This window comes from Pedobacter steynii (assembly GCF_900103665.1).
Taxonomy (GTDB): Bacteria; Bacteroidota; Bacteroidia; order Sphingobacteriales; family Sphingobacteriaceae; genus Pedobacter; species Pedobacter steynii.
Window position 1 is genome coordinate 118,585 of the sequence record NZ_FNGY01000015.1, and the last position, 24,340, is coordinate 142,924.

At 43.2% G+C, this 24,340-nt stretch carries 19 protein-coding genes; 7 read left to right on the plus strand and 12 right to left on the minus strand.

Annotated elements, in window-relative coordinates; translation table 11 throughout:
* Nucleotides 1–6: 6 nt before the first annotated feature.
* On the minus strand, nucleotides 7–975 hold the full coding sequence (locus BLQ87_RS30330) for a hypothetical protein (protein ID WP_074612653.1): 969 nt from the start codon (nucleotides 973–975) through the stop codon (nucleotides 7–9).
* A 168-nt stretch (nucleotides 976–1,143) separates the two neighbouring features.
* On the opposite strand from BLQ87_RS30330, the gene BLQ87_RS30335 reads away from it, so the two are divergent.
* Nucleotides 1,144–1,758 (plus strand): competence protein CoiA family protein, encoded by a 615-nt coding sequence (locus tag BLQ87_RS30335; RefSeq protein WP_074612654.1) that lies wholly within the window; start codon nucleotides 1,144–1,146, stop codon nucleotides 1,756–1,758.
* 108 nt (nucleotides 1,759–1,866) lie between these two features.
* On the opposite strand, the gene BLQ87_RS30340 is transcribed toward BLQ87_RS30335, so the two are convergent.
* The 4 genes from BLQ87_RS30340 to BLQ87_RS30355 form a co-directional block, all read right to left on the minus strand.
* Nucleotides 1,867–2,343 (minus strand): hypothetical protein, encoded by a 477-nt coding sequence (locus tag BLQ87_RS30340; RefSeq protein WP_074612655.1) that lies wholly within the window; start codon nucleotides 2,341–2,343, stop codon nucleotides 1,867–1,869.
* 124 nt (nucleotides 2,344–2,467) lie between these two features.
* Nucleotides 2,468–3,103 (minus strand): response regulator transcription factor, encoded by a 636-nt coding sequence (locus BLQ87_RS30345; RefSeq protein ID WP_074612656.1) that lies wholly within the window; start codon nucleotides 3,101–3,103, stop codon nucleotides 2,468–2,470.
* Nucleotides 3,093–5,084 (minus strand): tetratricopeptide repeat-containing sensor histidine kinase, encoded by a 1,992-nt coding sequence (locus BLQ87_RS30350; RefSeq protein WP_083362137.1) that lies wholly within the window; start codon nucleotides 5,082–5,084, stop codon nucleotides 3,093–3,095. The genes BLQ87_RS30345 and BLQ87_RS30350 overlap by 11 nt, the downstream gene beginning before the upstream one ends.
* Nucleotides 5,085–5,327: 243 nt before the next feature.
* Nucleotides 5,328–6,107, minus strand: coding sequence for a hypothetical protein (locus BLQ87_RS30355; RefSeq protein WP_074612657.1), 780 nt, complete (start codon nucleotides 6,105–6,107; stop codon nucleotides 5,328–5,330).
* A 180-nt stretch (nucleotides 6,108–6,287) separates the two neighbouring features.
* Here BLQ87_RS30355 and BLQ87_RS30360 point away from each other — a divergent pair, with 180 nt between their 5' ends.
* Together BLQ87_RS30360 and BLQ87_RS30365 are read left to right on the plus strand one after the other, a co-directional pair.
* Nucleotides 6,288–7,307, plus strand: a complete 1,020-nt coding sequence (locus BLQ87_RS30360) for a sensor histidine kinase (protein WP_083362138.1) — start codon at nucleotides 6,288–6,290, stop codon at nucleotides 7,305–7,307.
* Nucleotides 7,304–8,017 (plus strand): LytR/AlgR family response regulator transcription factor, encoded by a 714-nt coding sequence (locus tag BLQ87_RS30365; protein WP_074612659.1) that lies wholly within the window; start codon nucleotides 7,304–7,306, stop codon nucleotides 8,015–8,017. Before BLQ87_RS30360 ends, BLQ87_RS30365 begins: the two co-directional genes overlap by 4 nt.
* A gap of 65 nt (nucleotides 8,018–8,082) precedes the next feature.
* Here BLQ87_RS30365 and BLQ87_RS30370 read toward each other — a convergent pair whose 3' ends face one another.
* Nucleotides 8,083–9,480: a glycosyl hydrolase family 18 protein gene (locus tag BLQ87_RS30370; RefSeq protein ID WP_074612660.1), complete on the minus strand. Its 1,398-nt coding sequence runs from the start codon at nucleotides 9,478–9,480 to the stop codon at nucleotides 8,083–8,085.
* A 295-nt stretch (nucleotides 9,481–9,775) separates the two neighbouring features.
* On the opposite strand from BLQ87_RS30370, the gene BLQ87_RS30375 reads away from it, so the two are divergent.
* The gene (locus BLQ87_RS30375; protein WP_074612661.1) at nucleotides 9,776–10,318 is read left to right on the plus strand and encodes a hypothetical protein; all 543 of its coding nucleotides are present in this window, start codon (nucleotides 9,776–9,778) and stop codon (nucleotides 10,316–10,318) included.
* Nucleotides 10,319–10,348: 30 nt separating this feature from the next.
* Here the strand turns inward: BLQ87_RS30375 and BLQ87_RS30380 are convergent, their stop codons facing one another.
* From BLQ87_RS30380 to BLQ87_RS30405, 6 genes are all read right to left on the minus strand, one after another.
* Nucleotides 10,349–11,269 carry an NTF2 fold immunity protein gene (locus tag BLQ87_RS30380; RefSeq protein WP_074612662.1) on the minus strand — a complete coding sequence of 307 codons (921 nt, stop codon included), beginning with the start codon at nucleotides 11,267–11,269 and terminating at the stop codon, nucleotides 10,349–10,351.
* Between the two features lie 2 nt (nucleotides 11,270–11,271).
* Complete coding sequence (locus BLQ87_RS30385) at nucleotides 11,272–12,819, minus strand: serine/threonine protein kinase (protein WP_074612663.1); 1,548 nt, start codon at nucleotides 12,817–12,819, stop codon at nucleotides 11,272–11,274.
* Nucleotides 12,820–12,834: 15 nt separating this feature from the next.
* On the minus strand, nucleotides 12,835–13,626 hold the full coding sequence (locus BLQ87_RS30390) for an FHA domain-containing protein (RefSeq protein ID WP_074612698.1): 792 nt from the start codon (nucleotides 13,624–13,626) through the stop codon (nucleotides 12,835–12,837).
* 30 nt (nucleotides 13,627–13,656) lie between these two features.
* A complete protein-coding gene (locus BLQ87_RS30395; protein ID WP_083362139.1) occupies nucleotides 13,657–17,727 on the minus strand; it encodes an FtsW/RodA/SpoVE family cell cycle protein in 4,071 nt (1,356 codons plus the stop codon).
* A 5-nt stretch (nucleotides 17,728–17,732) separates the two neighbouring features.
* Complete coding sequence (locus BLQ87_RS30400; protein ID WP_074612664.1) at nucleotides 17,733–19,139, minus strand: PP2C family protein-serine/threonine phosphatase; 1,407 nt, start codon at nucleotides 19,137–19,139, stop codon at nucleotides 17,733–17,735.
* A 94-nt stretch (nucleotides 19,140–19,233) separates the two neighbouring features.
* A complete protein-coding gene (locus tag BLQ87_RS30405) occupies nucleotides 19,234–20,187 on the minus strand; it encodes a hypothetical protein (protein ID WP_074612665.1) in 954 nt (317 codons plus the stop codon).
* Between the two features lie 178 nt (nucleotides 20,188–20,365).
* Here BLQ87_RS30405 and BLQ87_RS30410 point away from each other — a divergent pair, with 178 nt between their 5' ends.
* The 3 genes from BLQ87_RS30410 to BLQ87_RS30420 are packed head-to-tail and all read left to right on the plus strand — an operon-like array spanning nucleotide 20,366 to nucleotide 24,045.
* A complete protein-coding gene (locus BLQ87_RS30410) occupies nucleotides 20,366–22,180 on the plus strand; it encodes a serine hydrolase (protein WP_074612666.1) in 1,815 nt (604 codons plus the stop codon).
* 3 nt (nucleotides 22,181–22,183) lie between these two features.
* Nucleotides 22,184–23,017 carry a DUF6929 family protein gene (locus tag BLQ87_RS30415; RefSeq protein WP_074612667.1) on the plus strand — a complete coding sequence of 278 codons (834 nt, stop codon included), beginning with the start codon at nucleotides 22,184–22,186 and terminating at the stop codon, nucleotides 23,015–23,017.
* Nucleotides 23,018–23,073: 56 nt separating this feature from the next.
* On the plus strand, nucleotides 23,074–24,045 hold the full coding sequence (locus BLQ87_RS30420) for a Gfo/Idh/MocA family protein (RefSeq protein WP_074612668.1): 972 nt from the start codon (nucleotides 23,074–23,076) through the stop codon (nucleotides 24,043–24,045).
* Nucleotides 24,046–24,340 lie beyond the last annotated feature (295 nt).

Below are 24,340 nucleotides of genomic sequence, written 5' to 3' on the forward strand. Positions count from 1 at the left end.
CGACCTTTATTTCACAAAGATCCCTGTGATGTGACCAACGACGTTCGGGAGGGATACCGCCTTGCCATTTTTCCAGTAAGTTGCGTTTCCTTCCAGGTAACCTGCCAGATAAACATCCTGACCAGAAACGGCCATGGCATTTACTCCGGCACTTTCTTTCCCGTCTGTTAAGCGGGTTGGCTGTCCGTTTTTCCAGCTGACCATCACATTTATCGCTTCTGCATTTCTTTCAAATCCTGCGAAATAGACATCATTGCCAGATAGAGAAACGGCTTTTGCACTAGTACCGTTAGCGAGCAGGGTTTCTTTTCCATTTTTCCAGTATACCGCAATTTCTACTCCTGCTTTATCTTTGGCTTTACCCGCTACATAAACATCTGTTCCGGAAACTGCGATTCCATTGGCTTCTGCCCCCGGGTTAGCTGATGTCAGTTTTACGGTCTTTCCATTTTTCCAGTAAGTGGCTTCATAATCGCCGTTATCATCTACTTTATAACCCGAAATATAGACATCCTGACCAGCAACGAAGATATCTGTAAGGGTGATCTCTTCGCCCATCTTTGTGGCAATCCCGTTTTTCCAGTACATGGCAGCAGATCCGTTATTTCCGATCACATGCACATCTGAACCTGAGACTGCGATTGCCATTGCTTTTGCGTAAGTTTTACCATCCGTAAGTACAAAGCCTTTACCATTCTTCCAATAGGTGGCAACAGGTTCTCCCTCGCTGTTATTTACATATCCAGACACATATTCGTCATCGCCTAAGACCGCGATATCTAAAGCTTCGGCAAAAGTCTTTCCGTCCGATAATTTGACGACCTGTCCGTTTTTCCAATAGTTGACAAAATTTGGCCCTCCATCATTACCAAGATAGGTCAGGTATAAGCCAGGAGTAGATTGCGCTTTAAGCGCCGTCGTGCTTAGGGTGCTGAACAGCAATGCCAGGCAGCATAATTTCGAGATAGTTTTCATTATTTGTTATTTTTTTAATTTAGGGAATGATGAATTGTATACAAAGCTAGTTTAATTAGTAAAAAAATCAAGATCCTAAATAAAATTCCGAGAATAATATATAATTCTTTGGCTACTAATTATATTAGTATAATTTTGTATTTGCTAAAATTCGATTGAGTTTATAATATGGAATCTAATTCTCCTTTATTGAGGTTTTATCCTGGAGAAACACCCTGGCACCGCAACTGGAAGAAAGCATTTCCTCCGGCTTTCAGGGAGGTTAGTTTTGTGGATGCGACCTTCGGTGAGCATCATCGGGCTGATGTACATACGCCATGTGGGACGACGCTCGAGTTTCAGAATTCTCCGATTTCTATGGAGGAACTCAGGAGCAGGGAGGCCTTTTATCCAAATCTCGTCTGGGTCCTTAATGGGAAGAAGTTCAAAGGATTCCGGGTGCTTAAAAGCTTGCCTGATGTCGATGATCCAAGGCTTTCCGCTTATGAGTTTTGTCATAGTGACCACCTTTCCATGATCCGTAAATCGGATCTGATCCAGGATAAGCCGAAGATTTTAAACTTCTATCATCCGGAGATCAAAGGCATTCCACTCACTTCTTATTATTATTCATTTTGCTGGAAACACCCTCACCGGGTTTGGTTTGAAGCGAAATGCCCGATCATTGTAGATTTGGGCGGACACTTTTTATACCAGCTGAAACAGCGAAAACAGTTGTCCGGGGACTATGCTTACCTGCACATCATTCCAAGAAAATCTTTTATTGAACGATACGTAATGTAAGGGGAAGAATATACGGAAAAAGCCGCATGCTCTTCTTCTAACGGGGAATTAAAAAAGAGCATACGGCTTAAACAAAAATTGAAAAGATGCTTACCCGGGGAGAGGGATTTATGGTTTCTTTTTCAGGACCGTAACGGCTATTTTTCCATCTTCCAGACCTTCCAGATTTTTATCTGCAAAAGTATCTTTGGCACCTGATTTTTGTATGAGTTTTAAGAGTTCTTCAGAGCTGCCCGTATGCTGAACATCGATGGTAGAGCCTGCAGCACTAAATTTAATTTTGGTGCTTTCCACGCCTGTACATTTCTGAATATTTTCATTGACCGCTTTCAGGGTCATAAAGTCGACTCCATTCAGGGTGATCGTGGTGCCTCCGCTTACCGGGGCAGCCGGATCCGTCGTTTTCTTCTTTTTGGAGAAGAAGCCTAATATTTTATCGCCTGTACCTTTGGTCCGGTCTGCGGCATTTGATGCTTTATCTACCTTGCTTAATGCTTTATCAATTTTGTCAAATACACCTTGTGCTTTAAGCGATGTGCCACCAAATAGGATCAGTGCGAAACACATCATCGGAATAATTTTCATGTTGGTTTATTTTAGAGGTTTAATACTGGTTGTTACCTCAAAAATAACGGGTATTTACAGCCCTCACAATACCTGAAAACATGGCTTTATTTCTACCTGTTTTCAGGTACTAAATCTATTTTCGCTATACAAGTCCCTGATCCATAGCGGCCTTTATCAATGAGGCCACATTTTTTACCTGAAATTTCTGCAGGAGGTTTTTGCGGTGGGTTTCTACGGTGAGCGGACTGAGATGAAGGCTTTCGGCGATGACAGGAGTGGTTTGTCCCTGCGAGATCAGGCATAGGATCTCTTTTTCTCTTTTGGTCAGCTGAGCAGGGGTATCCAGTTCGTTCAGCGTGGGCTGCGCCATGATCTCCCTGACGGCATTGCTAAAGGCAATCCGGCCTTGAAGTGCCTCATTGATACAATGGATCAATTCTTCTGAAGAGATGTTTTTGAGCATGTAACCAGTGGCTCCATTTTGCAACATCTGAAGGATCATGCTGCGCTGGCTATGGTTACTCAAAGCAAGCACATGTGTTTTTGGGGAGATCTTTTTGATTTCCTTACACAACTCAATGCCATTGGCATCGGGGAGGGTGATGTCCAGTAAAACAACATCTACTTTGTTTTCCTTCAGAAAAGCGAGAAAAGTGGCACCGAGGGTAAAACAGCCCGAGATTTCAATCCCCTCCAGGTCTGTCAATAAGCGTTGAAGTCCTTCCAGGACAATCAGGTGATCATCTACGATTGCTAATGTTGCTTTGTTAGTCCACATGTAATTCTATATTAATAACGGTACCTTCATTAATTGTCGATTCTATCTCTATTTTTCCTTTTAGGAAGCCCACTCTGTTCCTGATGTTATTCAGCCCTATTCCGTTCTCTGTATGGTCTGAATTCAGCTCAAATCCTTTGCCGTTATCTTCCTGAGTGATAAAAAACATATTGCCGTTTCTGCTGCATTGCAATAAGATTTTGCTGGCATTCGCATGGCGGATGGCATTCGCCAGCATCTCCTGAACAATACGGTAAATGTTAATCTGAGTCTGTTCCGGAATGGGACCATCAATTTCCAATGCCAGAAATTCAATCTTTGTGCTGCTGGTTATCAGTGTTTCACAAAGGTCTTTCAAGGCCGTTTTTAATCCGAAATTGAGCAGGTTTTCCGGCATCATATTATGGGCGATCCTGCGCAGTTCTGTTACCGAGTTGTCCAGCTGTCCGATGATTTTTTGCAGGTTTTCTCTTTGGTTGTCGGAGCGGGGATTTTCCAGCTGCCCGGAGAGGTTGATCTTTGCTCCGGCCAGCATTCCACCCAGTCCATCGTGCAGGTCCCTTGCCAGCCTGCGGCGTTCCTGCTCTTCGCCCTCCAGCATGGCCTGACTGTATTGAAGCTGTTGTTGTTGTTCCAGCTCATTTAAATGTTGCCGGTAACTCAGCTCTTTCTGAGCCAGCAGCTTTCTGTTGTTCCGGTAGTACAGGAATGAAAACATGGCGACAATCAATAGAATCAGACTTATGGAACCCAATAGCCAGTTAATTAAGCGGTTGTTTTTGGCCGCTAGTGCCGATTGGATATTATTGGCCTTTAGTTCATTGATCTCTTTTTGTTTTTCCGTGTCTTTATACTTTAACTCCAGGGCATTGACCTCAGTTTTCAGCTTACCCTGGGCGACGCTGTCACTCAGTTTGCTGTAACGTTCGAGCCAGTCGTAGGCCAATGTCATTTTCCCCAGCCCTTTATAAGTGATGGCCATTCCATGGTAAAGCTGTAACCTGTTCACAGAGAGCTTCATCATCGGTGGCTTTGTCATCAGGTACTCCAATACCGATCTGGCTTGTTCAAAATCTTTGATATAATAGCTTGCGTAGAACTTCTGAAGCAACAGGCGTTGTTCCTTATATGGAATCTTTAGTTTTTCCGACAGGACGATTCCCTTTTCAATGTTTGTCAGGGCTTTTTTAAACTGATCACCTACCGTAAAATACAGACCTTCTGCGGCATAATAGTCCAACAGGTATTCTGATTCAGGGTAGGGCGCCAAAAGGCCGCGAATATCATCTAGTATAACCCTTGCCTTAGGGTTTTGACCGGATTGGGTATAATTTTCAGCCAGGGTATGGTAAGCGCTGATCAGCTCGCCGGAACTGGCTTTCTCCTTTTTTAAATAACCGATCGCTTTTAAGCAATAGCTTTCTGCTTTCCCAAACTGACCTGCATTCTTGAAAATATTGGCCAGGATTAAATAGCTCGTGCCAAGAAAAGCATTGCTTTCTGCTTTTTGGGCCAATGGGATACATTTGTTAAATACGATGTCAGTGAGCACATCATAATTGTCTTTTTTAAACTGTATGATTCCATACTCATACCATGCCTTTGCCCTGAACAAATTTGCCTCTTTTGCCGGATAAGCACGGAGCTGCATTTCTACATTTCTGTACATTTTCTCGCTCTTATTCTGCTGAGTCCGAACAATGAAATAGGCCTCGTAATACTGCGCAATGATTTTTAAATAAGGGGAGTGACCGGCCAGCTTTTTTCCCTGCGCTAAATACTTTTCAGATTTGAGGCTGTCTTTGTAAGCCCAGAATTGCGACAACTCCAGGTTTGCCCTGGCTTTAATGCTATCCGTTGCGGCCGTTTGGGTCTTCCGGGATAAACTATCCAGGTAAAGGCGCTCATTTAGAGGCACCTGTCCGCTACACCACATCATGGTTAGGAGAAGCAGGAGAAAGACAGGGATGTATTTAGGCATAGTATACAAGTATATGGAAGATTTCCAAAAATGCGGGTTTCCATATTAAAAATACCTGGAAGCAGGTAGTACAAAACCATTGTTATTGGGTATTGTAAACCTAATGATTAACTGTATTTTTGATTAGACCAAAACAGGATTAGATCAGTGCAGAAATAGGTGAATGAACCTTCTTTTTTAGAAAGTTCATGACGAAAGCCCATCACCGGGCTTTCGTCGTAAACAAGGACTTTTTTAATCCTTTTATAAAAACCTTTTGTTGAGCCAGGCCTCCATATCCACCAGGTTTACCTCCTCATTTTTCAGGTTTTGTCTGATAAAAGAGGCATTTTCAATTCCTGTAATGACCAGTATGCGTTTTCCAATGTTTTCTTTTAAGGCCTGAAGCACAACATCCGTAGTGTGCCGGTTCCATATTTTCCAACTTTCAGCTTGCCCTTTGCCTATAACTTCCCCTTCTAACCTTAATTTTGCAGCCAGTAACTGGTCCGTAGTTTTTCCATTGGCATCTGCGACATTCTTCCAGGAATGGGTCAATAACTGATACAGGGAAGTGTTATATTCTTCCAGCGACCGGGAGCAGGAGGGTTGGTTCTTTTTGAAATCTGCATGCGCCTTTGTTACTTCGTTTACAATCGTGCTGAACTTCGGTTCATCTGGTTCTGCCGGATATACACGATACTTATTGCTGTTGACCAAAGGGAAAATCACATTTGTGTATTCTATTTTTCCGGGATACACCTTTTGCAGGCGTAGTTCTTCAGGAGTTACATCAAGCACCAAAACCTGTGGATTTATGCTGAGGATTACTTTCTTTAAGGCCTCCAGGTGATATACATTTGTGTTTTCATGTCGCTTATACAATGTTCCCAGAACGTACACTTCATTTTTGTGCGTATTTTCCAGGTGGCGGATGAAGAAGTTGCTTCGCCATTTCTGAGCAGAGGTTTGATGCTGTGTTAAATGGACAAGAAAAAACACCGCAACGCATAAAGCACCATTAATTTTAAATAGATTTTTCATGTTTTTTATTTAAAACTGAGCGTAATCATTAGATAAATCGCGGGGCAATCAATCAATGGCTGATGTTTTTTAACCGATACGGCCTGATGCATCATAACTCAGTTATTGAAAAAAGGAGCTGGTTGGTTGAATTTATGAGGCTTTAATCTTCGTAAACCCTATTTTTACCTTGATCTATATATGGAATCAGCAAAAACACATCGACGAAATCTTCGGATGCTGCAACTCATCGGCTGGCTGGTATTTTTTACCATTAACTTTGTTTTTCGATTACCGAATTTGGGACTGGAAAGGGCAATTGTTCAATCCCTTTCTATTGTATTCTTCTATGCCGTTATCTTGTATGGAAATGGAATCTGGTTGATTCCGCGGGTGTATAGCAAAGGACAGTTCCTAAGGTATAGTTTGATGCTTTTCAGCTTTTTCTCCCTGGTGGTTGCTTTGGAAATGGGATCTAACTACTATATTTTTGGACGCTATTACGGGGAGAAAATGTATAATTTCTCTTTTGCCCAATGGGCATATACCTCTTTTTCTGCGGGCCTGGTGGTGATTACCAGCTTTCTCTTTTATGCGAGTCTACGGTATTTCCATTTGTTAAGGGCGCAGAACGAACTGAAAGCACAGCATTATCATTCGGAGTTAAGTCTTTTAAAAGCCCAGGTTCAGCCACATTTTCTCTTTAATACGCTAAACAACATTTACTATCAGGCGCATAAAGAATCACCGGCAACGGCGCTTCAAATCGAGCGGCTGGCAAGGATGATGCGTTTCTTTCTGGAAGAGAGTCCTATGGAAAAAATCCTGTTGTCGAAAGAGGTGGAATTTATAGAGAATTATATAGAACTGGAGCGTCTAAGGATGAGGTATCCTTTACAATTGACTTTTGAATACCAGATTCCGGAAACGTTCTATATTCCGCCAATGATCCTGATTCCTTTTGTAGAGAATGTATTTAAACATGGGATTAATAAAAGAAAAACTGAAAATATAGTTTCAATGAAACTGGAGATAACAGATAAAAGATTAACTTTTGAAGTGCAAAATTTGCATAATGCTTCCATTCCGGCAAACCGTACCGGCTTCGGCTTGTTAAATTTAAGGAAACGTTTAAATTTACTATATGGGGATGATTTTGTATTGACCTCTGAAATCAGGGGCCTTCATTTTTATGCCTCAGTTAACATTCCTGAATCATGAATTTTCGCTGTCTGATTATAGATGATGAACCCAATGCGGTGGCCTTACTGCGGTCGCACCTGGATCATGTTGATTTTCTCGACCATGTCATGTCCTGCTATGACGCGTTTGAAGCCATCAATTACCTGCGAAAGGAAACTGTAGACATCATATTCCTGGATATTGAGATGCCGGAAATGAACGGGATGGAGCTTGCCGCACTGATTCCTAAAAATGTTGCGCTGATCTTTACCACTGCTTACTCGGAATATGCCGTTGAAAGTTATCAGAAACATGCGACAGATTATTTACTGAAGCCGATTACGTTTTCACGTTTTATGGATGCGATATTAAAAGCATGTGACCAGCTAAGTCCGGTGCTTCCGATAGCCAGCCCGATTGTCCTTCCTCAGGCGTCTCCACAGCTATTCATTAAATCAGGAAAAGAGATTATACGGATGGAATGTGCCGATATTATCTATTTGGAAGGGGATAAAGAGTACGTGAATTTTCATACCAGAAAGGGCGTCATTCTGGTGAATAAGCGGATGAAAAATCTTGCTGAGCAGATGGATAGGAACTTTCAGCGGATTCACCATTCTTACATCGTCAATATAGACCATGTGATTAAAATTGAAGACAATCACGTCTGGATCGGGAATAAGAAATTACCGGTTAGTGATACTTACAGGAAAGCGTTTATGTCTTTCATCAACAAAAAATTATACTGATCAATATTCAATTTTAAGAAATCCTGCAGCATGCAATGCTGGGCGCATTCTGCAGGACTGTTTATTTATTGGTTAATGCGAAAAGCTTCCCAGCCGGAAATCGTGGTTCGGTTACAGGTCATGGCCTGAGTCCCATTTTCACAGGAGATATACCTGCCATTGTTTCCTCTGAAAGAAACACTGCCATCGGCATTGGCCACCCAGTCAAATTTCTCCCAGTCGCCCATCACTGTACGGCTACAGGTGATCGCAGCAGTTCCATTTTCCGATGAAACAAATTTGCCTTTGCTTCTCAGCGCTATTTTGCCGGCACCGGCATCAATTACGGTAAAGGTTTCTGTAGGAGAGGCCGTGGTACGGTTACAGGTCATGGCCTGAAGGCCATTTTCTCCGCTCACATATTTTACATTAAAACCTTTCAAGGTTACTGTTGATCCGATAGGGATATTTCCTCCAGGATTTCCTGTTCTGGAAAGCACCACCTGGTTGATGGCAGTCAGCAGTGAATTTCCTGCGGTAGCATCCTGCGACAATTCCCAGATCATGATGCCTCCACCTTGATCAAAGGCCAGATTGGTCTTGTTTTTAATGGTGGGGATTCCGTTATAACCTATTCCGGCAAAGGAATCTGAATTGGCACTTCCGCCTCTTGACAGGATCGTTTTATAGTCTACATATTCATTTGCCGATCTTCCATAAAACGGTACGCCCAGATTGGCTTTTCCTGCCGGAAGGCCTCTGCCTTTCCAGTAGTTTAAAGATTGCACTGCAAGGTCATAGGTAGAGTGGTTGGGCCCGCTTTCATCGTAAGCCATAATATTTAGAAAATCCACATATCCAAACACGTTGTTTTGGATGCTTGCACCATTATAGGAGACCACTGCGGCAGTAAGCAGTTTCCCCATATTGTGCATTGCCGTGCTGAGTTGCTGCATTAACAGGGAATAATTGTTTGCCGAGTTTCCGTTGTCCGGATACTCCCAATCGATGTCTATCCCGTCTAATCCATATTGGTTGACAAGGCTAACCACATTATTGGTAAAATTGGTACGCCCGCCTGCGCTGGCCGCAAAGGCCTCAAATGCACTGTCGTTTCCATTATTCCAGCCGCCTACAGATACCAGCACTTTTACATTGCTGGCATGCGCCGCTGAGACTAATGCCTGAAGCTTGGACGGGTTTTCCAGGGCCTGAAAACCACCTGAATTGGTTGGGAGAATAAAAGCGTAATTAATGTGGGTGAGTTTACTGAACTGGATCTGGCTTACTTCTCCTGCCCAGGAAGGCACATAACCGATGACCTTAAAATCGGCAGCAGCGATGGCGGGAATGTCAGATTGTTTTGAATTTCTGGTCTGATCTTCCGGTGAAGCAAAGTCCGCTTGTTTGGTTTTACAGGAGGCCAGGCACAACAGCAATAATGCAGGTAGCAAAATGGACCTTAATTGATTTTTTGTTTTCATGATATTTGAATTTACGTTAGGGATTTAACATTAAATTAACACAATAAAGCTCATAAAACAAGAATAAATTTAGGTTAGATTAATTAAGAAGTAAAATAAAGATAAACAGCGATACGCTTGAAATACAATCAATTGTTGCCTGTTTACGGGTTTAAGCAGGAGAAAGTGTATGCTGTTTAAAATTCATAATGCACCATAAAATCATTTAAATAAATTTCCACCGGATAAGTACATTTATTAGCCGGAAGCGATAATACCTTTGGTAAAAACGGAATACAATGTTTAGTTTTATGGAATGAAATCAACGCTCATCACTGTCATTTTAATATTCCTGCTTTCAGGTACCATGAAGGCACAAAGCTCATCAATCGCTTTCAAATGGACCCCTGAAAATGAGAAAATAGTATCCAGGGAGTTTAGACAGCATTTTAAATCTTCCTCCCTTTCGGCAGAGGAAAAAAGGAAACTGGAAGATTGTTTAATCAGTAAACTTAAAGCAAGGTATCCAAATGGGGTTAAAACAACCAACGCTGCGTTTTTAGACCTCTGTGAAAAGATAGGTATTGAATGTAAAAAGATGGTAAAGCCAAATGTCTTATATCCCTGGAGTGCTGATAATGAAAAAACTTTAAAAAAAGAGACCCTGAGCATGATGCCCGAAGGCTTTAGTCCTTCCGAAAAAAAGGCAGTATCAGATTGCATAGTGGATAAGCTTAAAGCCCAACACCCTAAAGGAGTATATGCGGGCTTTTTCCGATCCAAAGCATATAGCAGGGAAATCATTAAAATCGCAGACGGCTGTGTAATTAAACACCTGGACAATAAAAAAGCCAATTAAATAGCTTCATCTGTTAAAAAACAGATTTCGTTACAATCCGTTTTTCTTCCAGCCAGTGGAATGCCATTGCCGTTCATCAACTCTCCATTCGTTCTCTTTTTTAAGGACAAGGTAACGGTATTGAAAATCATTGTGGTTTTTGGTGTAGAAGATGATTTTATTTTTAGAGGGCTGTTCGACATCAGTAAATTGCTCTTCACCATAAGTGTATTTGGGTCCACCGGCAAAAAATAAACCAGTAGGCCGGTATCCGTTTCTGGGTTTATCGGTGCAGTACTGATGGAATATCGCTTCGCATTTTGGTTGAAGGTCCGGAGCAAATTGTTGTGAGGATGCAAAAGATGCTTCCGCATATTTCTCCCAATCGGTCATGGCCTGAAAAAAGGAGAGGAGGATAGCCCTTGCCTCTTCAACGGCTTCCGGATTCGTATTTTTCTTTGATTTAGCCTGATTTCGTTGTTCCTGTTCAAATTGTTCCATTTGCTCCCGACTGAACATGTCGTCCGCAACAACGCATATTCTTTGATTGTCTGCAACCGAAAGGAGTCCTTCAAAGGTGACTGCGGTATCCAATATTCTAATCGTACCTAATTTGGGGATGTTTGCCAGTAACCGAAGACCATCATCATTTAGTTTGGTGCTGCATGCCCAGATACAATCAATTTTCCGGTGGTTTTCAAATGATTTAAACCCGGAGCCATTTAGATTTGCGCCGGTTATGAACAAATAATTCAGGGCCAGGAGATTTGCTAAATGTTCCAGCGAACGGTCTGTAATATTGGTATGCTCTAACGACAAATTTACCAATTTCGGCAAGTGGCAGAGTTGTGCAATGTCCTCATCGGTAATCGGGCAATTCTCAAAGGAAAGTCCCAGAAGTTTGGTCTGAGCGGCAATGTCCCGGATCTCTTCTGTTGTAAACGTTCTGTCCTTAAATTGAAGGCTACTCATATTTATTGTTCTTTCAGGTCACTTTTATTTAACCAGCCTTTTGTCACCTGACCATCGTTGTCTTTATGGCTCACATAAATAAAGCCATTTTGTTCATCTACGACTGTAAATTTAGTATTTACCCATAAGCCCAAAACCCCATGTCTCGGGGCATCTGTGCTTGGGGAATCGTAAAAATAAAGCGCTGATTTTGGCAGCTTGTATTTCTTGCCTTCACTTACGATGATGGGTTCTACATTCGCTTCCTTTTTGGATGCAGCAGCAGCTTTGGCCGCTATTCCCATTTGCCGTTCGTATTCTTTCTGTAGGGAATCGACATTGGTTTGCTGCTCTGTAGTGTCCAGGATGATCGGCTTCACCGCATTTGTGGTATCAGGTTCCGGTTCAGTCACTACCTCTGCCTGCACAGGTTGTGGTGTATTGATGCTGTCTTTATGCAGTGCTGCATTTGTTTTGTCTTTATCGACCTGATCTTTAAACAGTAAAGCGTATCCGGTAAATGCACTCAGGCCTACCAATGCAAGGATCATCAGGGTAAACAATGGTTTAGATACTTTTACCGCGTTAGAAGGACTTTCGGCTATTGCCGGTGCAGCTACCGGAGCAACGGGAACAACTGGTGCAGCCGTTGGTATCGCCATGTTTTCTATATTGTTACGGGCAATTGCCTCATGTAAAGCTTCGCCATTGGCAAACCTTTTTTCAGGTGCTTTCTCCAGGCATCTTTTGATCAGATCCAGTAACCATACCGGTACTTTCATTTCATAATCACGTACTGCCGGGGACCAGCTTTCGGGCAATTGATTTCGGCGAAGGCTTAACAAATCAGGCACTGGTTTTTCCATATGGGAAAGCATCACTGAATTGCGCGAGTTCTCCGCTTTATTGATCAATGGGAAAGGAACCGTACCCGCCAGAAGTTCATAAAGGATCACTCCGAAACTGTAGACATCCGTCTGGAAAAACATTTCGCCGTCATGCTGTTCCGGTGCCATAAATTCTACAGCGCCCGCATGTCTTACACTGCTTCTCCGTTGCTCATCAGACATGATCGCCAAACCGAAGTCAAGCAGGATATAATTGCCCGTATAAACATTGAATTTTACATTGTTACTTTTGATGTCTCCATGTTTAACACCCACCTTATGGCAATGTGCCAGGGCATTGGACAGCTGTTCTGCCAGCTTAATCGTTTCCCGGATGGTGAAGACCGGACTATGTGGTGGTTTTAGCAGATCCTCCAGGTCGGGCCCTTCGATGTATTCCATTTCTATGAAAGGAAATGAACCGCTTTCTGTTAATCCGGAATTCAGGATCTTCACCACATTAGGATTGGGAATCTGATTTACTTTCTCCAGCTTTTCCACTTCGTTTTTAAAGTTCCTGTAGTTTTTATCTTCTGTGTCTTCAGAATGGATAGGAGTAGGTATGATTTTCACCGCGGTAATGATGGTGCCCATTCTTTTACCCTTATAAACAGAACCCTGTCCGCCGGTGCGTAAAGCACCCATATTCTCTAATCCCTCTGCTATGGTAAATATTTTGCTCATGGTATGATTGTCGTTTTATGAAGGGTTTGAAACATAACTAAATTCTAACACCGCCGATTCGCCCAAAATAATCTGGTCACCTTCCTGTAGCGGGTGTCCAAGTTCGGTAAAGGTAAGTTTAACAGGGTTATGATCTGCCTTAGATCTGATTTTTACTTTATTTCTTGGCGGCACACCACCTTCATCAGCAAACAAAAGAAAGACTCCTGCTTCTTTATTCCATTCGATATGTGCATGTTGTCTGCTGATGTATTTATTGCCTTCATTGCTGCTGGAATCTGGAAAAGCGATCTTATTTTCTCTGATAAAACCATCAGCATCCTGAACTTTTCTTTCTCTTCCGATATTGATTTTTCCATCTGTGGACGTAATCAGGTATTCCTGTTGTTCCGCTTCTCCATTTAAAACTTTGATACAAGCCCTTTCTGAATGCTGTATGATGGCATGCTCGGGCGTTTTAATATACAGTCCGATTTCCAGGTTGCCTGCTTTGATCACATCCTGAGGAAGCTCCTCTACAAACAGGCTTTCCATTGTCCAGTGCTCCGGCAGATCAATTGCAAAATCATCAGCCAGCCTTTGAACTTCTTTTTTGAAGCGGCCCTCTTCCTCCATGAAAACCGCAGATTCATACAAGTATTTTTCTACAGGCTGACAGGCGATGAACAGCTGAAATCCTTTTATATGTTTTCCTTCGCCACCTTCCATTTTTTGCAACTCCTGCTTAATGAAAACAAGAAGTGCCTCTCTCACCGCTTTTACGTCCTGAGGTTTTTCTGATGGTTCTTTTCCAAATAGGTTAAACATGCTCATGTATCTTTTCTTAAATCTTATTAACTATTGTTCTATTTCAGGCACTTCCGGGGGAGCGATGCTATCTATTTCTACGGCCTTCGTGCTTTTGGCTTTAACCACCTTTGGTTTTGCTTCTTCTAAATCACTCACATAACCCAGTTTCAGCAGGGCAGGGACCACATGCTTACCCGCCAGCAATACCGCTCTGCTTGAGCCTCGTGTAGACTCTATCCGGATACAAACCACGATATGTCCTTTGCCTGATTTCTTCTGTGCAAAAAATACATACCAACCGTCATTGATCCTGGCTGCTTTCCAAACCCTTTCCGGTGTTCCGCTTTTCCCCGCTACTTTAAGGCCTAAAGTATAGGACTTGTTGATGCTTTGTTTCACCATATAGTCTGTGAGCAGGGCCGCATACTTAGGGTCGTTGGTCAGTTTAATTCCAGGTTGCACTGTGGTTAGGGAATCACTGATTTTCAACACAAAGCGATTGGGAACCATGACACCCTTGTTGGCTACCCCTGAAGCCAGTCTGGCCACAGCAGCAGGTGTTGCAATCAGTTCACCCTGTCCCCAGGCCATGCCGGAGATTCCTTTGGCACGCGTCTTTCTGATATTGGCCGGATCATATTTCGGTTTGGTATTAAACTCTGTCTTCTTCCAATAATTCAGCCATTTATTTTCCTGCTTTTCATTGTTGGCTCCTTTATTATAATAATAACCGCCAACACCCCTTAAAAACATCCCGGTTTTTAAATACAAGGCTGCCATATCTTCCTGTAACTGTTCCTGATTGGCCAGCTTAATAAAATAGACGTTGTTTGACTTGATCAAAGCGCGTTCCATATTGATCGTCCCCGTTTCATCAGGCTCGATGCCCTTAGTCCGGATTCTTTCTGCACTGCTGACCGTATATGTTTTAGTGGCCGCTCCTGGTCCGAGTTTGTTAAATGCCGCCATGGCGGTCAGTACCTTTGCTGTAGAGCCCGGCTGAGTCGCATAGGTAAAGCCAAGATCGGTATTGGTATACCATCCCGATAACCTGTTCTGCTCAGCAGTCGTCATGGTGAGTAAATCCCAGTCTTTAACCGTTGGTAAAGGATAAACTGCAGAAGTCAATACATCGCCCGTTTCATCCTCCATAATGACCACAGATACCCGGCTCTTCTTTAAAGAATCATCAGTGGCAATGGAATGCTGGATGGCCGTTTGCAGCCTCGCATCAACCGCAAGTTTAACATCTCTGTTTCTCTTTTTAAAGGCCGCAACCTCGGCGCTGTTTACCCCGGCCAGAAGGAGCGGGGCCAATGCCTTATAATCTCTTTTGCTCACCGTCATCTCTTTCACACCTCTTGGAAGAAAACGATCTTCATGGTAACGGTTGGCGACGGTATTAAACGATGTTGTCGGCGTATGGAAACCTCTCAATTCGGCAGCATGTTCATACTCCGCAAAATAGCCGTTTGTGCTTCCATTGAACACGCCGGTATTGGCATCACCAACCCAGAAAAAGGCTTGTTCTTCGAAAGGATAATAACGGTCTACTCTTTTATGAACTGCGGAATCCAGGTTATAGTTCAGTCCGGATTCATGCAGCATATCCTCTTGCTTTCTAATCAGGTCCGGATTACTCGTAGCCAGGACCTGTCCGTTTCTGTCGTACAGCTGACCTGCTTCCAGCTTGTTCATGAGGATGGCAATACGGGGATTGTAGCTGAACATGCGTAAGCCACTCCGGTCTGCCACCAGGGCAGGTTGTACCACCCATTTTTTGTTGTTGGCAATGTATCTGGACACCGTTACCGTAAGCAGCAGCACTGCAACACTTGCAGATAACAATGCAGGAACAAGATTTTTATCCTGTTGTTTGGTGATGAACTCCATTTGAACGGCTGTGCCACGGATGGAAGAGACCGACAATAACAATCCTGCGGCCAGCATATTTGCGACCAGCGAAGAACCGCCATAGCTGATAAAGGGGAGGGCTACTCCCGATAGCGGCAAAGCACCGGTTGAACCACCTGCGATCAGTAAAAACTGAGCAAACATACTGATGCCAATTCCGGAACATAAATAAAACAGAAAAGGCGTTCCCGTTTGCCGGCCGATATTGATGGCACGGTTTAAAAAGACCAGAAAGAGGATAAACACCGCTACGATGCCCGCCCATCCAAAATCTTCGCCTATTGCAGGAAGGATCATGTCGGTATGCGCTTCAGGAATGCTTTTTGCAAAACCTTCACCTGCACCCTGACCTGTGATGCCGCCTCCGGACATCGCCCAGATTCCGTTTGCCACCTGATCACCTCCGTATACTTCATTGTTCCAGGGGTCCTGCCAGATCGACTTACGTTCTGTAAGACGGTTTACCGGTCCGGGAATGAGCTGATCCAGGTAGGGGATCTGATCGATCAGCAGGAAGCCTGCAATGACCATGATGATCATCATTGCCGATTCGCTCGTTCTTTTCTTATTTAGCAGCATCGCCAGGGCTACCAATAATACGGTGATTAAGCTGGCCAGCCAGATGTTTAAAAACCATACCGTTAGCGTATAAGTGATGATGGCGATGATCATCATCATAAAATCTCCACGGGAGAAAGAAAACAGAATGATAAAGGTAAAACAGATCACCATTGCCGGTCCAAGATCTCCAAGGACCAGGTACAGCAAAATCGCAATTGCCATTGCTGCCAGGGCAAAAGAGAAGAAATACCAGCGTTTTCTCCAGGTACGGTATTCTGTAATGAATTTCTCATTGCTGGCAAAGAATCCGGCCAGAAAGAGAATGATTGCATATTTGACGATTTCACTCGGCTGCACGCCAAACAGGTTCACTTTTACGCCACTGCCTTCCGGGCCTGTTCCAAATACGATGGTCAATGCCAGGAGCGCCAGTGCCATACCTGCCCATTGCCATCCATTCGCTTTACCGCTGTTTTTAGGGAGGACCAGCATTCTGTAAATGCGGGAATCAACGGTAAACTTGCGGAACTTAATAAAAAGCAGGATGCACATGCCAAGGATGCCCATTCCAAAAAACGCAAGGGTATCTTTAGCCAGAAAACGATCTCTAAGCGGATCCTGTAAACTGAGCAAGGTAATGAACGACAAACCGGTCATGAGCATCACTACGGGCAGGATCAATTGATCTGCCTGCGGAAATTTAATGCTCATCAGCAGGTGCAGCAGAAAGAACCCTAAGAAAAAGCATCCCGTAATGATCCAGTACCATTGGTTATAGTCCATCGTACTTCGTACAATCAGGGACTTTTCCTTTTTCAGGATTTTAAAATCACGTGCAGAAAAAAGACGGATACTATGGGATGTTTGTTTAAAGACAAAACTGGCATCCTTCTGCAATTCCTGTACGCCCTGTGATTTCCCGAACTGATATCCCGGTTGCATAGGGAGGATGGAAAATGCCTGATCATCCGGTAATTTTTGGAAAGCAAAATAACCCTCCGCATTCGTTCTGGCATAGGTCCTTAAGGCGGGTTTTGCCAGCTCCAGATCATTATCAGTGCTGTCCTGCGGCAAAATCATCTGCAGTTTGATCAAGACCCCGTATACCGGCTTCCCGGCAGTATCGATTACTTTTCCGGAAATATCATATTGTCCCTGGTTCACTGCTATTTCCGCTTTTAGCACAGTTGGGTTGACACTTTCTTTTTTAAAGAGCACAGAGTCCTCTCCGGTATAGCCTAACAATGCCCGGGAATCAAGGACCCTCTTTTTAAAGTTCTGGCCACCTTTATTGAAAGCTTCATCCGCATCAATAAAAAACCTGCGCTTATTCAATTCCCCTACATTATCGATCGGTTCTTTAAAGGATTTGCTTCCTCTGCCAACTACAGCTGAAATGAGTGCAATGTCCTTTTTATCCTCAAAATAATAACCTTTTTCTAAAAGTGTTTTAATGAGCTGGCCAGGGTTTTTATCATTGATATTGACCATAGTTCCATTTTTCAGCCTGGAATCTACGTCGACAAATCCTTTCTGCAGCGTCCCGAAAAGCGTAATGAAAAGCGCTCCTAATATGATTGCTGATAACAGGAGGAGCTTGCGCTCTGTTTTTCTGCTTCCGGTGGTAGGTGTGATTTCTCCCATATTTTTTATTTGGAAGTATTGGGAATAGAATCAGCCTTAAAGGAACTGCGTGATATTTTTCCGTTGATATATCCCTTTGCCGGCAGCTCATAAATGGTCTGTATGGCATTAGGTGAGTTTTTGAATTGTATGTTTTTTAAGACCAATGCATTATTTTGCGAGGAGATGGCCGTATTGAAATCTTCAAACGTGAGGTTCTCCAGGTAAACATAGGAGCTTGCCGATTGGATGATCATGGCATTTCCCCGAAAAGCAGAATCACTTTTTATGACGATCTGATTTTTAGCAATCAGGAACAGGGAGTCTTTCGTAAAATGTAAAGATTCTGTGAGTATGATTGGTGATTTGAATACCGAATCGGTTAAAGTCAGCGTATTTCCTTTGAGGTTATTCAAGGCATCCTGAAGTTTGAGTTCCTGAGCATTCCTGCTGTGCACCGTCTTAACTGGTAAGGAAGGATTTGACAATTGATGTTTCTGCCAAAATAGATAAACGCAGGCAGCCAATAGAATCAGGCAAAGTCCGCTGAGCAGGGCAACTGTATTCTTATTGCGCTTTTGAAGCGGCTGCGCTTGTGGAGGGCTTGCATGATCAACAACGACAGGGGCAGGGACGCTCTTTTTTGATTTCGCCGCAGGCTTAGTCGCCTCATGTACTAACGATTGCTTGTCATTTTTTACCAGTACGACCGTAATGTTGTCCAGGCCTCCGTTTTGATTCGCGGCATTGATCAGCTGAGCACCTTTCTCTTTTATCGAATTGTCCATTGTTAAGATGCGAATCATCTCCTGGCTATTGACCATGTCTGATAGTCCGTCACTGCAAAGCAGCAAGAGATCTCCCGGAAGAAAAGGAGATTCGCCCGTTTCCAGGTAATCTTCCTGACCGGCCATTCCCATACCAAAGCCCAGGGCTTTGTTGATCTCATTACGCTTAGGATGTTGCATCGCCTGTTCTTCGGTAAGGCGTCCGGAATCTTCCATGAAGCCTACAAAAGACTGGTCTTTAGAGATCTTTATCAATGAATTGTCGCGCAGGAGGTATAACCTCGTATCTCCAACATGAATATAATAAAGCTTGTTTTTATGAAGGTCAACTACCGCCAGTGTGAATACACAGGCCATATTTTCGTGCCCTTTTACCCGTTGCTTTTCCAAGATAATCTGTGCATCAGCAGCAAGGATGGCCTCTTTCATCACTCCCGGTAAATCCGCTTTAGGATGCGCCAGGTGATGAAGGATCGATTTTCTGGTAATGTCTGCTGCGATTTCACCTCCTGAATATCCGCCAACACCATCTATAACGCAGGCAATTACAAAGTCATTGTCTGATGTGCGTTCTGCAATAAAGGTATCTTCATTATTGTCACGAACTTTTCCAGTGTCAGTTATTCCAAAATAATTATTGTCCATTCTATTTGGGCGAATTTTTAATGTCGTTGAAATGTGCGATCAGTAAGACCACACACAGTACTAATAACGCTATTGATAAAGCATGCGACATAAATCAGGGTTTAAAAATGTTGATGCCGATAATTCCGTTGAGTATCATCCTTGAATTGAGGGGAAGTTCGATCCATTTAGGACCATAAATGTCACTTCGCTCTACCAGGTTTTCATTTACTATTGTTTTTTCTCCAAAAGAGGCCAGGTAGAATTTATCTTCGGCATTGTTGTAATGGATTTTCAGGTGCGGACTGTTTACCCATTCTGAGGGGATTTTGAAAATATGAGCACCTTCACTTGTTTCTTCGTTTCCGGAGATGACAATATCTTCTGCCCTCATCAGGTATTCTAACTTCTGACCCGCATAGGCTTTATTGGGTAGCGTAGTTTCAAAACGGGCCAGAACGTTTGTCTTTTTGTTTTCAACAGGCGCCTTATCAGGCATTTTCAGATCCGCCATGTAAGGGATCTCATAATAACCCTCGCTGTAAAAGATGAAATCTTTCAGCAGGTCATTGTCCATGTCAAAAGTCTGGGCCAGACCTGTTTGTCTTGGGATAAAGGTCACCCTCAGGTTCTCGTCCTTCAGGTTGCTGTCTGGTAATAGTTTCCCGATAAAGCTGATGTCCCCGCGACGGTAATCCGGATGGGACACGAAGCGGAAAACCCATTTATTGCTGGAGGGTTCTACTTTCTTTCCTGTAGCAGCCTGTTTGTTCAGGATCACATAGAAGTTATCTACAGATTCCTGTGCCACAAGTCCTAATATCCCTTTTTTATTGTCTACAAATTCCCGGTAATCATCCGCGTTAAGGCAAATGATAAATTCATGAAAAAAGACAATGCGTTCCGCGAAGGAGAGTTCGGCAATAGATTCCTGAAATTGCTGAATGATATATTTATAAACGATGTTGGGCGTAAGTGGTTTTAACTTGGCAGATGATTTGGTTCCGTTGTCATTTAAGAACCAATCCTGAATGCCTATGCGTTGCCAAAAAGTAGGTTTAGTCGTCATTTTTAATCTTAAGTATCAAATAAGAATTGAATATAGTGATATTGGGTAATAATATATATCAACAAATATCCACAATTGCTGTTTTAATGGAATTCACCGGCGGTCTGTTTTGAGCTAATTTAGCTATATTGGCATAGTTTACTTTCTTTAACAGCCAGTTGTCATAATTATTGCAAAGATGAAAAAAAACACTTCAGTATTCGGTTTATTCCTGCTCATTTCCTTACAATGTTCAACTATTTATGCACAATATGATAGCCAGACGAAAGCGCAGATTAAAAAAGTAGAAAGCGGGTTGAGGACGGCCAATCGTTTTGCCGGGGATTCTGTATGGACGATTGAAGGGAGAATGAAGCATTATGGTGTTCCGGGACTGAGTATTGCCGTGATTAAAAATTCAAAGGTAGTCTGGGCAAAGAGTTATGGCGTAATGGATCGCGGGAGTAAACAGCCGGTTACGAACCAGACCTTGTTTCAGGCGGCTTCGATCAGCAAACCGGTTAGTGCCTACGCGGTATTGAAAGAGGTTGAACTTGGAAAGATCAATGCGGAGGAAGATGTGAACCGTTACCTTAAATCCTGGAAGCTTCCGGATAATGAGTTTACCAAAGAGAAGAAGGTGAACATCAAGCATTTGCTGAGCCATAGCGGAGGGCTTAGTGTAGGTGGCTTTGCAGGCTATCAGGTGACGGATAAAGTACCGACACTGGTACAGGTTTTAGATGGATTGAAGCCGGCAAATTCTCCGGCGATCCGCGTTGATAAAGCACCTGGTGGGACGTTCAGATATTCCGGAGGGGGCTATTGCATATTGCAGCAAATGCTGATCGACCTGGAAGGAAAACCTTTTCCGCAGCTCATGAATGAATTGGTATTGGGCCCATTGGGGATGAAAAATAGCAGTTACAATCAGCCGCTACCGGCAGACAGGTTGAAATTTGCAGCTACAGGATATCTTCCTGATCGCAGCGAAACGGGAGGAAAAAGACATACTTATCCAGAAATGGCTCCTGCAGGTTTATGGACCACTGCAGAGGACCTGGCAAAGTTTGCCATAGATTTACAGTTAACCCTAAAAGGGCAAAGTAAAAAGGTGCTGTCGCAGGAGATGGCCGTTAAAATGGTCAGTCCTTTTATCGAAGAATTCGAGGGGCTGGGCATCTTCCTGGAAAAGAAAGGGAATGATCGTTATTTTGGCCATGGTGGCTGGAATGAAGGTTTTTCGAGTCGGCTTACCGCGGCTAAGGATAGCGGCGATGGGGTGGTGGTACTGACCAATGGCAACCAGCCTCCTTTGATTGACGAGCTGACCCGAGCTGTAGCTGAGACCTATAACTGGCCTGGCTATGTGCCGCCGGTGTATCAAAAACTGGAAATTAGCAAAGAAAACCTTGAATATCTGTCAGGACGCTACCGGACGGATCGATATGACCTGATGAAGGTTTATGGGGATGGAGGAAAGCTCTTTTTGAGCAAGAATTCTGAAGAACCTGAGCAGTTGTTTAAAATCGCAGAAAATACGTTTGTGACTTTGAGCAGTTCCGATTATAAAGTTAAAGTGGTGATTAATCCTGCTGACCAAACTAAACATCTGGCTCTGGTATGGGGAACAGATTCCGTTAAATATATCAACCCCTTACTGAAAGCAAATGAAAGAGTGCCTTATGAATTTATTTTGGAGGGGCAGTTTGATCAGGCACTTGCGGCTTATCAGCAAATGAAAAAAGAGCATCCGGACTACCATACCGTCGAACAGCGATACATCAATGATATGGGCTACCGTTTGCTACGGATTAAGGAGTTAAAGAAAGCGATCGACCTGTTTAAAGTCAACACTTTCCTTTATCCGGACAATCATGATGTCTATGACAGTTTAGGCGAGGCCTACCTCGCCAATGGCGATAAAAAACTGGGCAAGGAAAACTACCTTAAAGCGTTGAAGTTGAATCCGAACAATGAAAATGCGGCAAAAATTCTAAAAACGTTAGATTAAACAATGTATAAGTTTACCCTTGAACTGTTGTTCCATATTATAGGAATAGGTTCTGCATCCGGTTTATTTTTAAAAGACAACTCGCTTCATGTTATTGGGGATAATAGTGCTTATTTCTATGAATATGAGCTCAAATCCTCTGCTTTGAAGCGTTACCCGCTAAGTGAAAACCCTGCAGAGAACATCACAAAGAAGCTCAAACCAGATTTTGAAGCGCTTGCTTTTTATGACCATTCATTTTATCTTTTTGGATCTGGTTCTACGGAAAACAGGAACAAAATGGTGCAGCTAAATGCAAATACCAAAGAAGTCATCGCGGTTAAGGATTTATCCGCCTTGTACAAATCTATGCAGGTTTTGTCGGGGTTGACTGCAGAAAATTTCAACCTTGAAGGTGTGGTTCATGCCGGAGATTGCTGGTATTTCTTTAACCGTGGAAATGGAAACTCCGGACAAAACATTGTTTTTACCGTATCAGATAAGCAGTTATCTGGTGATGCTAAAATCACATTTAAAACCTTACAGCTTCCTGAGATTAAAGGTATCCGGACTGGTTTTACAGATGCCATCGAAGTCGGGGATAAACTTTATTTTCTGGCAGCCGCTGAAAACACCAATTCTACTTATAATGACGGAGAAGTTTTAGGGAGTGTTATCGGCTGTATAGACGTCAAGACAATGAATATCGATTTCACTAAGCAGATCTCTGACCGCCATAAATTTGAAGGATTGACTTTACAGTATAAAGAAAAGGGGGAGATTTCCTTTCTATTGTGTGAGGATAATGACAGCGATCAGCTACAGGCGGATATCTATCTGCTAAAACTCAAACACTAAATCAGGTTTTAATTCTGATCGATATTCGTATTTTCGCGGAGAAAATAAGTTGAAATATGCAGGAAATAAAATGGGGTATGATCGGTTGTGGAGATGTTACAGAAGTTAAAAGCGGACCTGCTTTTAATAAAGTACCTAAGTCCTCTTTAGTTGCCGTGATGCGCAGAGATGCAGAAAAGGCAAAAGATTATGCGTTCAGACATGGGGTGCCAAAATGGTATGCTGATGGGGAAGCGCTGATCAATGATCCCGAGGTCAATGCGATTTATATTGCGACACCACCTGCCCAACACGAAGCCTATTGCCAACTTGCCCTTGCTGCCGGAAAGCCAGTTTACGTAGAAAAACCCATGACTTTGAATGCGGAATCGGGATTGAGGATGGAAGAGGCATCGATCCGCTACGATACCAAACTTACGGTTGCCCATTATCGTCGTGCCCAGCCCATGTTCTTAAAGATCAAATCGCTTCTTGAAAATGGTATTATTGGGGATGTCCGTTTCGCCGGCTTGCAGATGCTGCAACCTCAGCAATCCGATCTGATTGCAAATGTGGAAAGCAACTGGAGGTTAGATCCAGCCATTTCTGGTGGAGGTTTGTTCCATGATCTCGCTCCTCATCAGCTGGACCTGATGGTTTATTTCTTTGGAGAATTTGATCAGTCTACAGGCTTCTCATTGAACCAGTCGGGCAGCGCAAAGGTAGATGATCTGGTAACCGGACAGATTCTGTTTAAGAATGGTGTGGTCTTTACCGGAACCTGGTGTTTCTCTGTTTCTGAGCAGGATAAAACCGATGTCTGCGAAATTATCGGTTCCAATGGAAGGATCAGCTTTCCTGTATTTGGGAATAAGGTGACACTGATCAAAGAAGGAAGAACAGAGGTCTTTGATTTTGAAGCCCTGGAACATGTACAGCAGCCAATGATTGAAAAAGTAACCGCTTATTTTCTGGACCAGGCAGAAAATCCTTGTTCAGCCGAACAGGCGATATTGTCCATGAAACTGATGGACAGCTTTACCAAATAATTTAGGCCGTTGCCAGGATTGATATGCCTGTGAGGATGAAATGCCAGCTTGCCATTCACCTGTTTGGTGATGAGGTTCCATACCGCATGCAATATTGCCGCAGTGATCACCAAAATTAAGGCAGAGCTACTCATTTGATACCTGGTTTTTCTCTCAAAAATAAGAAAAATCGGGAATAGCTTTCTTTCTTAAAGTATTGCTTTTGGCAAGCCTGTACCAGCTTGCGGGAGTACTCATTTTAAGCCCGTTTTACACAAGCTGCTTAACCGCCTTTAACACGCTTCCAAGCGGGTCA

Bases quoted from the DNA above. Each gene is read 5' to 3' on its own strand.
- BLQ87_RS30330 (WP_074612653.1), bottom strand. From the start codon at position 975: ATGAAAACTATCTCGAAATTATGCTGCCTGGCATTGCTGTTCAGCACC.
- BLQ87_RS30335 (WP_074612654.1), top strand. From the start codon at position 1,144: ATGGAATCTAATTCTCCTTTATTGAGGTTTTATCCTGGAGAAACACCC.
- BLQ87_RS30340 (WP_074612655.1), bottom strand. From the start codon at position 2,343: ATGAAAATTATTCCGATGATGTGTTTCGCACTGATCCTATTTGGTGGC.
- BLQ87_RS30345 (WP_074612656.1), bottom strand. From the start codon at position 3,103: ATGTGGACTAACAAAGCAACATTAGCAATCGTAGATGATCACCTGATT.
- BLQ87_RS30350 (WP_083362137.1), bottom strand. From the start codon at position 5,084: ATGCCTAAATACATCCCTGTCTTTCTCCTGCTTCTCCTAACCATGATG.
- BLQ87_RS30355 (WP_074612657.1), bottom strand. From the start codon at position 6,107: ATGAAAAATCTATTTAAAATTAATGGTGCTTTATGCGTTGCGGTGTTT.
- BLQ87_RS30360 (WP_083362138.1), top strand. From the start codon at position 6,288: ATGGAATCAGCAAAAACACATCGACGAAATCTTCGGATGCTGCAACTC.
- BLQ87_RS30365 (WP_074612659.1), top strand. From the start codon at position 7,304: ATGAATTTTCGCTGTCTGATTATAGATGATGAACCCAATGCGGTGGCC.
- BLQ87_RS30370 (WP_074612660.1), bottom strand. From the start codon at position 9,480: ATGAAAACAAAAAATCAATTAAGGTCCATTTTGCTACCTGCATTATTG.
- BLQ87_RS30375 (WP_074612661.1), top strand. From the start codon at position 9,776: ATGAAATCAACGCTCATCACTGTCATTTTAATATTCCTGCTTTCAGGT.
- BLQ87_RS30380 (WP_074612662.1), bottom strand. From the start codon at position 11,269: ATGAGTAGCCTTCAATTTAAGGACAGAACGTTTACAACAGAAGAGATC.
- BLQ87_RS30385 (WP_074612663.1), bottom strand. From the start codon at position 12,819: ATGAGCAAAATATTTACCATAGCAGAGGGATTAGAGAATATGGGTGCT.
- BLQ87_RS30390 (WP_074612698.1), bottom strand. From the start codon at position 13,626: ATGTTTAACCTATTTGGAAAAGAACCATCAGAAAAACCTCAGGACGTA.
- BLQ87_RS30395 (WP_083362139.1), bottom strand. From the start codon at position 17,727: ATGGGAGAAATCACACCTACCACCGGAAGCAGAAAAACAGAGCGCAAG.
- BLQ87_RS30400 (WP_074612664.1), bottom strand. From the start codon at position 19,139: ATGGACAATAATTATTTTGGAATAACTGACACTGGAAAAGTTCGTGAC.
- BLQ87_RS30405 (WP_074612665.1), bottom strand. From the start codon at position 20,187: ATGACGACTAAACCTACTTTTTGGCAACGCATAGGCATTCAGGATTGG.
- BLQ87_RS30410 (WP_074612666.1), top strand. From the start codon at position 20,366: ATGAAAAAAAACACTTCAGTATTCGGTTTATTCCTGCTCATTTCCTTA.
- BLQ87_RS30415 (WP_074612667.1), top strand. From the start codon at position 22,184: ATGTATAAGTTTACCCTTGAACTGTTGTTCCATATTATAGGAATAGGT.
- BLQ87_RS30420 (WP_074612668.1), top strand. From the start codon at position 23,074: ATGCAGGAAATAAAATGGGGTATGATCGGTTGTGGAGATGTTACAGAA.